Origin of the sequence: Lacihabitans sp. LS3-19 (assembly GCF_024343575.1) — a bacterium.
Lineage (GTDB): Bacteria > Bacteroidota > Bacteroidia > Cytophagales > Spirosomataceae > Leadbetterella.
The window spans coordinates 24,770-38,900 of sequence record NZ_RJUA01000111.1 but is presented as its reverse complement, the minus strand read 5'-3'; the positions used below and the strand labels follow the sequence as shown (position 1 = coordinate 38,900).

At 28.0% G+C, this 14,131-nt stretch carries 11 protein-coding genes and 1 pseudogene; 1 reads left to right on the top strand and 11 read right to left on the bottom strand.

Annotation, left to right across the window (positions count from 1 at the left end; all coding sequences use genetic code 11):
- Positions 1–39 precede the first annotated feature (39 nt).
- Entirely contained in the window at positions 40–1,509 is a 1,470-nt protein-coding gene (locus tag EGI22_RS15795; RefSeq protein ID WP_255069380.1) for a capsule assembly Wzi family protein, read from the top strand.
- On the opposite strand, the gene EGI22_RS15790 is transcribed toward EGI22_RS15795, so the two are convergent.
- The 11 genes and pseudogenes from EGI22_RS15790 to EGI22_RS15745 all read right to left on the bottom strand — a co-directional run bounded on the left by EGI22_RS15790 (position 1,506) and on the right by EGI22_RS15745 (position 13,976).
- Positions 1,506–3,422: a nucleoside-diphosphate sugar epimerase/dehydratase gene (locus EGI22_RS15790; protein WP_255069379.1), complete on the bottom strand. Its 1,917-nt coding sequence runs from the start codon at positions 3,420–3,422 to the stop codon at positions 1,506–1,508. The two genes, EGI22_RS15795 and EGI22_RS15790, sit on opposite strands and share 4 nt — an antisense overlap.
- Before the next feature lie 98 nt (positions 3,423–3,520).
- Positions 3,521–4,489: a UDP-GlcNAc--UDP-phosphate GlcNAc-1-phosphate transferase gene (locus tag EGI22_RS15785; protein ID WP_255069378.1), complete on the bottom strand. Its 969-nt coding sequence runs from the start codon at positions 4,487–4,489 to the stop codon at positions 3,521–3,523.
- On the bottom strand, positions 4,486–5,388 hold the full coding sequence (locus EGI22_RS15780; RefSeq protein WP_255069377.1) for an NAD-dependent epimerase/dehydratase family protein: 903 nt from the start codon (positions 5,386–5,388) through the stop codon (positions 4,486–4,488). The genes EGI22_RS15785 and EGI22_RS15780 overlap by 4 nt, the downstream gene beginning before the upstream one ends.
- A gap of 72 nt (positions 5,389–5,460) precedes the next feature.
- The gene (locus EGI22_RS15775; RefSeq protein WP_255069376.1) at positions 5,461–6,894 is read right to left on the bottom strand and encodes a hypothetical protein; all 1,434 of its coding nucleotides are present in this window, start codon (positions 6,892–6,894) and stop codon (positions 5,461–5,463) included.
- Between the two features lie 157 nt (positions 6,895–7,051).
- Positions 7,052–8,209, bottom strand: coding sequence for a glycosyltransferase (locus EGI22_RS15770; protein WP_255069375.1), 1,158 nt, complete (start codon positions 8,207–8,209; stop codon positions 7,052–7,054).
- A gap of 4 nt (positions 8,210–8,213) precedes the next feature.
- A complete protein-coding gene (locus EGI22_RS15765) occupies positions 8,214–9,071 on the bottom strand; it encodes a glycosyltransferase family 2 protein (protein WP_255069374.1) in 858 nt (285 codons plus the stop codon).
- The gene (locus EGI22_RS15760; protein WP_255069373.1) at positions 9,064–10,146 is read right to left on the bottom strand and encodes an EpsG family protein; all 1,083 of its coding nucleotides are present in this window, start codon (positions 10,144–10,146) and stop codon (positions 9,064–9,066) included. Before EGI22_RS15760 ends, EGI22_RS15765 begins: the two co-directional genes overlap by 8 nt.
- Before the next feature lie 191 nt (positions 10,147–10,337).
- Positions 10,338–10,763 (bottom strand): annotated as a pseudogene (locus EGI22_RS24160) (transposase).
- Between the two features lie 46 nt (positions 10,764–10,809).
- Complete coding sequence (locus tag EGI22_RS15755) at positions 10,810–11,079, bottom strand: transposase (RefSeq protein ID WP_255069372.1); 270 nt, start codon at positions 11,077–11,079, stop codon at positions 10,810–10,812.
- A 520-nt stretch (positions 11,080–11,599) separates the two neighbouring features.
- Positions 11,600–12,598, bottom strand: coding sequence for a polysaccharide pyruvyl transferase family protein (locus EGI22_RS15750; RefSeq protein ID WP_255069371.1), 999 nt, complete (start codon positions 12,596–12,598; stop codon positions 11,600–11,602).
- A complete protein-coding gene (locus EGI22_RS15745; protein WP_255069370.1) occupies positions 12,588–13,976 on the bottom strand; it encodes a lipopolysaccharide biosynthesis protein in 1,389 nt (462 codons plus the stop codon). The genes EGI22_RS15750 and EGI22_RS15745 overlap by 11 nt, the downstream gene beginning before the upstream one ends.
- Between the last annotated feature and the right edge of the window lie 155 nt (positions 13,977–14,131).

Sequence of the window (14,131 nt, the reverse complement as noted above, 5' to 3'; positions counted from 1 at the left end):
TTTATTAGTATTTTGCAAAGAATTAGCCCTAAAAAATCTATGAGGATAAAACTATTTTTCCTTTTAACAATTATCAATAATATCTCCTTTGCTCAAAAAGAATTTTTTGCCAAAGTGAATCTAAGTTCTAAAGCAGGCATAATATTATCTAGTAATGCCCAAACTCCTTTTTTAATAAGAAGTAATCAATATGGAGTGGTTCCCCTAAACTCTCAAGTTTTTTATACAAGTACTCAAATCAAAAAAGAATATGATTCACTTTATACCCTTCAAAAAAAAATAAAAAGATTTGGGTATGGTTATGGACTAGAACCTCATATAAACCTTGGAAAGTTTTCTCAAGTTCTAATACCTGAAGCTTATGCAAAAATAAGATATGGGGCTTTTGAATTCTACGGAGGCAGAAGAAAAGAAATTCAGGGATTAGTGGACACTACAGGCACCATGGGCAGCTATATATGGTCTGGAAATGCATTGCCTATGCCTAAAATACAAATAGCAATTCCAAACTATACACCGATTTTAAAAAGTGGACTAATTGCAGTAAAAGGAAATTTTGCCCATGGTTGGTTTGGAAAAGGGGATTCCGTGCAAAACGTTTGGTTACATCAAAAAAGTTTATACGGTAGGCTAGGTAAGCCAAACTGGAAAATAAAAATATATGCAGGCCTCAACCACCAGGTACAATGGGGTGGTTACCCAACAATACCATATTTTGACCAAGCTAGCGATCAAACTATAACAAAGTATTATACTGATTTCCCAACATTCTTTAAGGTAGTAACTGGAATTAGTTTAAACAAAAATGGAGATGGGCTTACCCAAGGTTTTTCTGCCAATGAAGCTCTCAACAGGGCAGGAAATCATTTAGGCACTATAGATTTAGGAATGGAGGTACAATCCTCCATAGGAAGACTGATGATTTATCGACAAAGTATTTACGAAGATGGCTCGCTTTATTATCTTAGTAATATTAAAGATGGATTGTTAGGTGCATCTTTAAAAAGGAAAGAAGGAATAATTCAAAATATTTGTATTGAATACCTAGATACAAGAAGCCAAGGAGGATTTGGTTCATCTGAAAATTTCATAAGCGAACTTAGGGGCAGGGACAATTATTTTAACAACATTATTTATGTTGATTCATGGAACTATCGTGGCAATGTTATAGGTAATCCATTATTTAATAAAAGCCAGGAAATAAAAAATCTAAATACAAATGGTGCTAGTAACAATTCAAATTACTTTATTAATAATAGAATAAGTGCTATAAATATCTCGATGCAATATAAAATAAAGAACATAACAGCATCCACACAAGTAATCAACTCTCAAAACTTAGGTAATTATGCATTTCCAATTGAAAGAAAACAATTTTCTGGAAGCCAAAAAATACTATTAAAATATAAATCTCTTATCTATTCAGCAAACTTAGCATTTGACTGGGGAGAACTTAGACCTAACAATATTGGGATGAATATAGTAGTTAAAAAAATCTGGAATTATTAAATTTTAACTCCATCCAATTGCTCAAATGGAGAATTATTACTAATATAATCCGGCACCATTTTCTTTAAGAAGCCAACAATTTCATTGGCATCCATAGCGTTTAGCCTTGTTTTCGTAGTATCAAGACTATTTTTCAAATCCTCAAAATCACCTGCCTTTACTTTAGCTACCATAATTTTAGGATGATGAGTCGCTATGGTTGTTTCTTCGTTACTTAACAATTCCTCATATAATTTTTCCCCAGCTCTTAATCCAGAAAAAGAAATAGGGATTTGCGTATAGGGTTCAAAGCCAGAAAGCTTAATCATTTTTTCAGCTAAATCAATAATCCTTACAGGCACACCCATATCAAATACATAAATTTCACCTCCTTTGCCCATAGTACCCGCCTCCAAAACCAATTGGCAAGCCTCAGGAATGGTCATAAAATACCGAATAATATCAGGGTGCGTAACGGTAACAGGCCCACCCTTTTCAATTTGCTTTTTGAATAAAGGAATAACTGAGCCATTGCTGCCCAAAACATTACCAAATCGCGTAACAATAAAGCGTGTTTCATTAGCATGATGCTTATTCAAACTCTGAACATATATCTCTGCCAAACGTTTACTAGCACCCATTACATTGGTAGGATTCACTGCCTTATCAGTAGAAATAAAAACAAACTTTTCTACTTTATATTTAGAAGCTAAATTAGCCAGCAATTGTGTACCAAAGGTATTTACTTCCACAGCTTTAAATGGATTGGACTCCATTAAAGGCACATGCTTGTAGGCGGCTGCATGAAATACTATTTGAGGTTGGTAATTCTCAAATACTTTCGTTATTTGAATAGCATTCGTAATATTCTTAATCTCAAGAAATATTTTTGTAGTATAATGAGATTTGCTTTTAACCCTGGTTAACTCTGTCTCTAAATCATACAAAGGAGACTCCGCTTGATCAACCAAAACCAATTCTGTCGGATTAAAATACAGTATCTGACGTACTATCTCAGAACCTATAGATCCTGCCGCACCTGTAATCATAACCCGCTTGCCTTCTATGGCTGATTTAACCAATCTATTGTTAATTTGAATAGACGGACGCTCCAATAAATCCTCTATGCTTATTTGATGGATTTGATTGGTACTCAATGTCCCGTTGATCCATTGTTTTACAGGTGGCACCACCCTAATTTTTAAATCCAAGTCTAAGAACTCATCCACCAAGTCCGTCTTTCTAGCTGGAGAAATGGACTGAATGGCAAATATTATCTCTATCTCCTCTCCTCTATTTTCTAAAATTTCTTGCTTAGCTTCTTTTTTGGATAATACTTTTATTCCTTCAATGGATTTACCGATTTTCTGTGGATTATCATCAATAAAGCATAATATTTGATAATTGTTTTTTTTATCTCCAATTAATGTATTTTTAGTAATTATACCCAATCTACCTGAACCATAAATAATCACTTTCTTTTTCGACTTAAATGTATCTAAAAGACCTTCGAATATGGTTTTAATCAAAATTCTGCTTGATACCAAACCAAACAAAACAATAAAAAAGTCTATGGCAATAATAGAATAAGGTATTTTCAGATAATCGGCCAATCCAAATGATGGAATTATAGCGAAGAGTAAAATTTCTAAAGTAGAAAAAAAAGCTGCTTTAAACAAAAGCTTGGCATCTTCAATACTTGAATGCCGAATAATACCTGTATAGGTCCGAAAAAATATAAATGTGGCCGTACGGATCAGAACCACCCAAAGTAAATGGTATTTAAAAAGCGAAGGGTCAAGATAAGTTAAATTAAAATTAAAACGAATAGCAGTTGCAATAATAAACGAAAATCCAACAATAAAAATATCCATGGCCAATACCAACCATTTGGAAACAAACCTGTCATTGAATCTGTTTAAAAATTTAATCATTTTCTAAGCTATTAATTTGTATTTTATTGTAGAAAACCTCTGTATTACCAAAATTACATCTAATTGGCATGTTTACAAATATATTGCCAAGAATTTTATTATTTGGTAAATGTAAAAACTCTTATTGAATAGCCTTTTTTATTTCGATAATAATGAAGGATAGATGTTATTATAATAAAAGGAATATAGAAATAAAATGTAAATAAATCAGTATAAACTATCCATATATTTAGCATTAGCTGAATAATTGAAAATAAAAAAGATACTTGAAGATGGGAAAATTTATAATCGTGAACCAATATTTGAAAAAAATGACTCCTATGTGCTTTAAATATATTCTCTTTCTTTTGCATCCTGTATAACAAGGTGTAAATAGTATCGATTCCATATACTCCAAGGAAAAAAATAAACTTCACATTATTTGTTTTAAAAATTAGCATAGCAATTGTAAATAAAATAATAAATGCAATACTAACACTTCCTACATCTCCACAAAAACCGATTGCATTAGTTCGAAAATTAAAAAACAAAAATACACAAATACTCAAACCTACATTTACCAACAAATTATCATCAATAAATGAAATAAAATTCCTGTTAATAATATATAAAGAACCAATTGTAACTAAACTAAAAGTGCCAGTAATTCCATTTATTCCATCCATAAAATTATAAGCATTTAATATTCCAACACCAATAACTAATAACAAAACGAATAGAATTAAAAAGTCTAAAACAAAATATTCTTTAATTTGAAAAATCAATAAACCTACACTTATAAATTGAATAATAATTCTAAATCGATTTGCTAAAGGCCGAATATCGTCGAAAAAACTGACGGTACCAACCAAAAATAAACCCGCAAAAAAAAAAGAATATTGAAAACCAGAATTAAAAAAATAATGGAAGGCTGCAAAGAGAAACACTATACCTATCCCTCTAATAGTATTTTCTTTATGAGAACTGCGATTGTTTGGAAAATCAATGATATTGAAATGCTGTGCAATTCGAATATATATCAATTCAGATACAAAAAACAAAATTATTAAAAAAACAAAATAGGTCATTGTTTTATTTTAAGGAATGATTCGAATGTTTTAATTAAACCAGTTTTAGTATTTACAGGAAACTGTTTACCTAAAGCCGCTTTAATTTTTTCATTTGAAACAATATAACTTCCTGTAAGCTTCTGTAAGTTCACTGAGTTTAATTGTAAACTAAATAAATCTCCAAATCTCACAAGAAAGAATACAAAAAATTTGGGTAAATTTAAAATTTTAATATTTCGATTTAGAGTTTCCCCAATTAGTTTTACAACATCATTAGTTGAAATTTCATCATCATCTGAAACCATATATATTCCTGAGGAAATTTTATCATTTATTATTAATTCTTTAATGATAAAACAAAGATTATCAACACTCAAATAAGACCTCAGATTTGAAAAGCAACCAAAAGGATATGGTATACCTTTATTAACAAATTTATATAAAACATTTAAATTGCCTTTATTATTTGGCCCATGAACCATACATGGCCTCAAAATAAATAGGCTCTTATCTGAAATTCTGTTTTTTGCAAGATACTCTTCTGCGGCAAGTTTTGATTTTCCATAAGGTGTTTTAGGGCGAGGCAATGTTTTCTCATCAATGATATTTGATGGATTATCCTCTACCGCCTTTACGGAGCTTATATAAATAAAAACCTTGGCTTTTGATTTACAAAACTCAAGGTAAATTTCTTTTGTTAAATCTGTATTTACACGATAATATTCATTTTCATCTACTGCATTATTTAAATCATGAGCTTTACCTGCTAAATGAATTACTGCAGTTATATCATCATTTATAGAAAATTCATCTCCTAATCTAATTGATAATGTTTCAAACTGCACGCAATGCCGTATAAAATATTCCTGTAAGTTAATACCTATAAAACCAGAAGCACCTGTTATTAATACTTTCATTTAATAAATTTTACAAAAACAAGCCCCAAGTAGATTACTTGAGGCTCTTGTAATAAAAAATATTTTGAAAAATTATTTATTTACTAATTTAGATTTTAGTAATTCATTCTCTAGCTTAAGTGCTTTAACGTCTTTATTAAGCTCAATCATATAAAGCGTTAATTCTTCAATTTTTTCCATAAACATTTTAGAAGTCTCACCAACCTCTAAACCGTTATCTTTCATGTTTTGTGCTGAAGGAACGTTTGGAAGATGCTTGTTTTCCAAAGTAAATTCTTCAACCTCTTCTAAAGACATCATATTTGATTTGTATATTGGCTCAAAAACATAATCTGCCCAATCAGCTGTAGATTTCAAAGCTACTTTAACTCTTTCCGTAATAATGCCATCTTGAACTATTAATCTGTACGAATTACCAGTAGGCATAGCAAAAGCAGCATCAAAATTGCCAACGGCTAAAAATCCAACAGTACTTGATGTTGTGGCTCCTGTATTAATTTTTAAGTTCTTGTTATCAAACTCACCTTTGATCAAAGGGTTGACTGTTGAGGAATTAGAAATGTATAGTTTATTACTACCAGTCTCATTGTAACCAGCTTTATATCCAAGTGCAAGATTTCCCGTTCCTGTGAGATTTTGAAATAAGGTTTGAGTACCTATACCAATATTTTTACTTCCATTTTGCAACTTAACTAATGCATTTAATCCAATTCCAATATTCTCATCTCCAGAAACTAAATCTAATAATACACTAGTACCTATACCAGTATTTCCACTACCTGTTGTATTCTTACCTAAAGTTTGAGTTCCTATTGCCATATTATAGTCTCCTGAGGTATTAGTCAATAATGCATTCCAACCAATACCCACATTTTGGACTCCAGTACTATTATCTCTCAATGCGGATGAGCCTAAAGCTACGTTAGCTTGACCAGAAGTATTTAATCTCATCGAATATCTACCAATGGAAACATTATTAATACCAGTTGTAATTGATTTAGAAGACTCATTACCGATTGCAACATTGTTGGCACCTGAAGTACTACTATTTCCTGCATTTACTCCTAAAAAAGTAACACTTCCACCAACTTTACCTGACCAAACATTATTAACCTTGAAAAGAATAGGTTCAGTATTTGTAGTACCTAAAAAAGCACCTACTGGAGCTGAATTTCCTCCGAAACTCCAATCATTGGGATCCGAAGCAACTGAATAAGCATCATTGTTACTCAATTTGGACCATCCTTGACCATTATAAAAATAAAAACCTGAATTTACATCGGTTTGAAAAACTAATAACCCTATTGCAGGACTCTGAATTTCATTCCTTTTTTCAAGGCTCATTCTTGGAATCAACAATCCTTTATTAATTGATTCAATTTCTAAAATTGCAGATTCATTGGGATTATTAGTCCCAATTCCGACATTTCCTATTTGAGCATTTACTGATACTCCCATCAGAAATACAACAACAAAAGACAAGATTTTTAAATAATTATTTCTCATTTTATTCTTTAAGTTTAAAAACATTTTAAATTATTGACATTACGAAGGTATAATAATAAAAAAATAAATAGTAATAATAAATAGCAATTTTATTAAATGGTTAGAAGTGCATATCTAAAGAAACACAAAGGCTTCTTTTTGAAAATTGAATCTAGACTTAATTATTTAAGTAATAATTTACATGTTCATCTATAAACAGGTTTCTTGAATATTGGTGCCGCCGTTTTAAAGAATTATTCCTTAAATCATTAGCAAATTGCGGTTTACTATTTATCTCAAATATGGTTTGAATAATACAATTAATTTCATTTTCTGTATCTTGTTGCTCATCAATTAATATTCCATTAATTCTATTTTCAATTAAATCCATACTTCCCCTAGAATTAGAAACTATTGTAGGAATTCCCATAGCAAGTGATTCCATTACGCAAGTTGGCAAACCTTCTTTTTTGCTTGGAAATAAAAAAAAATCTGCTATAGCAAGAAATTTAGCAACATTATTAGTAAAACCTATGTTTATAATGTCAAGGTTATTTTTTAATTCAATTTCTTCATTTTCGCTTAAACCAGTAGAATGTATTATATCATATCCTCCAATAATTAATAATTTATAACCATTGGGTTCTATTTTTATTAATCTTAGAAATGCTTTAATTACTAAGTCAAAGCCCTTAAATTCAACAAACCTCCCAGTATAAACAATTACTTTTTCTCCTATAATATTTAATTCTTTTTTAGTTTCATTAATTATATCAATTGAAAAACGATCTTTATTAAAATCAAGCAAATCACATCCAAAACCAAAGCATTTATATTTTAAAGTCTTTTGAGCAAAACCTAAATTAATTACATATTTAAAATCTATTTCGTTAGTAACAAAAATTTTATCTAATCTGAAAAAGCAAAAAGTCTCTACTAAAGTAAATATAATTTTTTTTAATCCTTTACTAGAATTCATACCTAAGCCATGAAAAGTACCCCAATATTTAAACTTTCTTTTTTTTAACAAAACACTAGGAAAAATTCCAGTAGTAAAATGAGCATGAATAATATCAGGTTTAATAGAATTAATTATTAAATTTATTTGTCGTGCTGATGATAAAATTGAAAACAAATTTACTTTTCGGGGAATATTTACAAAATGAAATTTAATATTTAAATCTTCGTAATTATATTTATCCTTAAGCAAAATAACTTTATCTAAGTTGCAAATAACAAATAATTTCACATTCTTATTCTTACTAAGTTGAACAGATAATTCAGATAAAAAATTGTTAAAACTCCCAAAGTCAGTAATTATAAATATTATTTTCATACGCTTAACTTATAACTAAATTTAATCTCTCTCTTGCTATCTTCTTTTCAGTCTCACCTAAATGAAGACTCCTTTTTTTTATCAAAAAATCCTCTTGATTAATAAAATATAGAATTGAAAATAGAAATATTTTCATATATTCAATAGTCAAAAAAGAAATCTTAAATCCAAAACTAAGTCCTTTTGCATCTTTTACAATCTTAAAAGAATTCAACTTACTACCCAAATACTTTTTCAAAGATTTTTGACCTATTTCTCTATAATACAAAAGAGGCACATGTAAAACAAAAAAATTAGAATTCCCAATGGTTCTTACCCATAATTCATAGTCTTCCATACGAATACAGTTTTCATTATATTTGTTTATTTTAAACCAAGACAATTTACCCGCTACAGTTGGATGAATAAAAGCACAATGCATAGCAGCTGACTTTATATCCTTTAATTCAAAGGTTTTGCGTTTACCTTGTATTTGGTTATTATTATCAATTACATAAGCCTCGGTTCCTAATACATCAATACTTGGATTTCCCTCTAAATATTCAACTTGAACTTGTACTCTATTAATATCCATAATATCATCCGCATCCATTCTTATAAAATATTTCCCCTTAGATAATTCTATTAGCTGATTTAGCCTTTTGGGTAATCCTTCATTTTTTCCATCTTTAATTAATTTAACTCTTACATCATCTTTATATTTTCTTAATTTCAAAAAGGTATTATCTGTTGAATTATCGTCAATTATTAATAACTCCCAATTTTTATAGGTTTGTTTAAAAATAGAATTAATTGCAAAATCAACATATCTTTCAACATTATAACATGGTAATCCTATTGTAACTAAAGGCTCTTTAGACATTTTTAATTAAAAGATAAAATGAAGGAAAACTCAAAAATAAACTCAAAATAAGAAACTTTAAGATTTTTATATTTGAATATTTACTTTTGTCAACATTTAATTCTGTAATAGAAATTATAATAGGAATTAAAAACCAAGAGAATAAGCTTGTCCTATCAGAATAAGGAAATTGATAAGAAAAAACCGATAAAATAGATAATGTTACAAATAAACTATCCCACTTTGTCTTTCTACCAATAAATCTATTTATATATATATAAACAATCATAACAAAATTTATAAGCCAAAAATCTAATCTAAATCCAATTACGTAATCAAACTCTTCCTTGTAATTAATATATTTAACGTATTGAACAAGCTCTAAATATTCAGAAAGAGGTGTAAAGTCAAGCAGATATAACAATAGATCCTTTTGAAAAAAAGAAAACACTGATGTTATAATCCAAATAAGCACTAATTTATTAAAAGAAATAAACTTTATTAAAATATAAGATAAAAATATAAAAATAGCAGTTTTGTGGAACAAAAATGAAATCAAAAATAAAGACAATCCTTTTTTTAATTTATTTAAATTCAAATAAAAAATTCCTAGTAACCAAAAAGGTATAGAAAGGGAGTTTCTTATTATATTTATCGACAAATTATAATAAAAAAAGAATGAAAGAAAAAGAATGAAAGTTAAAGCGAATTGATAACTAACTTTGGATAAAAAAAACAAAAATGTTGAAAGAAATATTAAATGAACGCTAAAAAAAAACAATTTATAAGAACCAAAATAACTAGTAATTTTGAGTAAAATAAAAAACAGAAACTCAATATTATCAAAATACTCATATTTGTAACCTTCCACAGCCAAATTGTACATATATTTATAATTTTCTGAATCTGTACCTATACTACTATCTCTCAAGCCTAAAAAAAGCAATGAGAATGGTACCCAAAAAATTAATAAAAAATTATATAACCCTAAATTAATTTCTTTTGACTTAGTATAGGCCAAAAATAAAAAAAAAATAAAAGAAAGTATCCAAAATGAATAATACCCAATCATTAAATTAAAAATATATTCTCTCATTTATCAATTAAATTTCTTAAACTTTTGAATATGTGAAGGGTAAATATAAGATAATAAATTTGGCCCTATGCTGAATAGAGCGGGTAATTAAATTTGAGTTTACCAGCGATGAAGTAAATCATATTGAGAAAATTTTTTTTTGTTTCTAAATCCCCTTACTTAAGCCAACTGAAATTTACTGTTTGTATCTTCTAAAATTCCGTTTGAAATGTGATATTAAAATAATTTGAAATTCCTTTCCAATGCTTCAATACTGTGTTTACAAATTTTTCAAATTGAGGTATCGTTGAATCTCTTGCCATATCACACCAATAGGCTAAAAATCCTTGTGCATCTTGAGGTGATTTGATAGACTAAAAATCGTCAAATAGTATTTTCAAACGATAAGCCGCACCTAATCTTGTTAATGCTTCTAGTTACGTATCTCGCTGTAATTTTTGAGAAACTGTCATGTTCTTCACATTTTTGAAAAACAAGTACTTTTGCCCTTTAAACATTAAGTGAGTTTTTAATTCTTGTTTTCTTAAGTAGTCCATACTTTTATTAAATAATGCTTTAACATGGTACCTATCAAATACTATTTGAGCATTAGAAAATTCTGATTCCACTCCACTAATAAAAGAGGGTGACAGGTCAATACAAACCTGCTTAATAAGCCTCCCTCTATGTACCTTTAGTTTTCAGATAATCAGCTATTTTAGTAATGGTGTCCGCTCCTCTACCCTCGGTAGCATGTACTACCCTTGAAGTCTTCATATCTACGGCAACGGTTATATAATCATGCCCCTTTTTAGAGCTGGTCTCGCCTATTCCCAATGTTGAAATATTATTATGCTCTGCATCAAAATAAGCAATTCCGAGCCAATAATTAAAGATATTCCAAATACGGTTGGGGTAGACGCCAATCAATTTCCCTACCTTATTTATCGACATTTCTTGCTCTATTAATAACTAACTAAACGCTTCAAACAAAAGATCCACAACCTTCGCGTGCCCATGGAACTGATGCTTGTTCAACATTATTTTCAACCGTTTTAACTCGTGGGATTTTACAATGCAAATAACACTTATGCTAAAAAAAATCTGATGTCGCCACTTCCTTTCTACCCTACCACGGACCGTACTTTTGCCAGTCTTATCAATTAAAAATCCAGCTTTATAATCAATAGTTAAATGTAGTTCCTTTTGTACTTCTCTTTCCAAAAACTCAACTTTTGATACATACCACGTTTCAATTAAACTCAAGGCCAATTGAAATATTTGTTCGCTATTTATAAAACAAATATCAGCAACAAATTTTATCTTACCCACTTAATTCGAGATCGCATCAAAAAAGTTTGAAGATAAGTAATGCTTAGTTATAAAAAAATGTTGTTACTCCCAAAAAAATGTAAAATGAGAATATTTTAAAGTGAAATAAAATATTTATTGTAACAGTAATATTCAAAGGAATTTAATTCAATAAATAAACTTTTTCAAAATCAAATAGCCAAGCTTCATAAAAATTATGATTCTTTCCATAAGAATTATCAATAATATAAACTTCTTTATCCAACAAAATTCCTAAAATTAAACCATGTAGTCTAGAAGTATAAATTGTATTATATTTTAAAAAAAAATCAACCCCAATATCTATCAACTTTTCCCTCCCCATTTTAGACTTTAATCCATAAGCACTATTAATGAAAAGACTCGATAAAGGAATAAATTTCAAAAAATAAGATAATCTAGATTCTATAGAGTCAAATTTATTAAGAAAAAAATTATAAAACCTATTATTAGAAAAAGTTGGCCAATCTTTAATTTCAAATTTATCATTAAATTTATAAACTTCCTCCACTCTAATAAATTCCTTATCCGTTCTTTTCAGAAACAAAGTATTATCGTTATTGTTGATTTTATTATGATAAATTGAAAAATCTAAGAAAAAAGCCATATCTGGCATTAATAATACATTTTTGGGATCAAAATAAGACTTAATTAAACTTTCAGAAACTTTATCTCTTACACAAATATATAAATCTTTATGATTACTCATAATTTTTAAATCATTATCAAGTAAGTCAAAGTTTTCATAAAATACAGTTTGAGGTAAGATTACAATCCTATTATTCGGGAAATTTTTGATTACTTTAAGCCTGAAATTTTGAAACTTCCTATATAAATCACCAAAATTACCGCCTCCATGCATTAAAATTACAGTATCTTTAGATATATCTAATGAGAAATCAAAAGTATCAGCATTAAATTGTCCTAAACAATTAAAATTCAAATATTCAAAAAAATTTAATTCCCCTTGCCAAATTAACGAATCACCTATATTCCTGTGGTTAGGTACATCTAACAAAACAAAATCATTGTTAATAATGGGTTCTAATTTGCAATAAATAATATCTTTTAAATTCTGAATTTTATCTAAATTACTAAAAAAGCTATATGATTTATTTTTCATAATTAACTAAAAAATTTTGGATAAAAAATTTGCGTCGAACAACTAAATAAATTGAAAAAATAGCTATTCTAATAAAAAATATAAAATCAAAATGAATGAATTCTAATTTCATAATAATTAAATATAAAAAAAACAATTCAAGTAATAATTTATAAGGAACTATTATCTTCGTCAATTTAAGAACTTTATTTAACCTCAAAATCATAACAACAAAAAAACCAATCACTAAGCTTAAAGCTGCACCATATAAACCATACTCTGGAATTAGAATTAGTGAAAATATAATAGATAATAGCCCTCCGATAAAGCTACTATGAAAAATACTTTTAGTTTGTTTTAAACTTAGAAATATTGAACCTATAAAACTTGAAATTGAACTAAAAATAACCCCCAACAATAAAATAGAAGTATATTTCCAGGCTTCATAAAAATTTACACTAACAAGATTTCTAATTAATAACTTATTAAATAAAAGAAAAACAATTGACAAAATTAAAAGTACAACAATATACTTTTTCAAAACACTAGAAAAATACTCATCTCTATTTTTGCTTTCATAACAATCCATTGCTTTCTCTTGCCAAGCAAGTTGAAAGGTCTGAATTACTAACATAATAATAGTTGGAAATTTAAATGCTATTGAAAAAAGCCCATTTGAAGCATTTCCCAAATAATAAGATATTACAAATCTATTTGCAGAAACTATTAACCACCAGCTAATAGCATTCGGTATCAAATTAATAGAATACAAAGTTAATTTTTTAGAAAATTCCAAATTGATTTTTCTATAGTTAAAAAAACTACTGAAATCACCAACAAAAAATAATATTAAAATTAAAAGTAGACTTGAAAATATATTTGACAACAAAAGGTCATTTATTTTAAAATCAAAATATACAACCCCAAATACTGCTATTAATGAAAAAATAACAGAATAAACAATACTGCTTAGAATATAAATCTCATTCTTTTTTTGTCCTCTTAAAAATTGTTGAAAAAAAACTAACAAAGAATTAAGCGATATCAATGTGAACAGTAAAATAAAATACTGATAATTAAAAAAATAATTAACCACACAAAAAAATAAACCAGTAATCGCAATATTACATAGTTGAATAATTAAAACATTGCTAAAAACTGAAATTAAATTAATAGATGATTTGTCCTCAATTACCCATCTTAACACTGCATCTGACAACTGTAAACTAATTATTGGAAGACCAAGGGTAAAAACAGTCATTACAATATCATATTCTCCAATTTCTTCTTTTGTGTAGAAATAAGTTAAAATAAAAACCAATCCAAAATTAAAAATTTTAGATGTAAAGCTCCCAATTGAATAAAGTAAAGTAAGCTTTTTAAGACTATTATATTTCAAGATAATAACAATTTATTAAAACACACACCTTCGTAAATTATATTAAACTACCCTGAATAAAATTTTCAACATTATGTCTTTGAATATAATTAGCAGCTAATTTATTTTATAAATTGATTCTCGATTCCAATAAAACCTAATTAATCTTTGCTGCT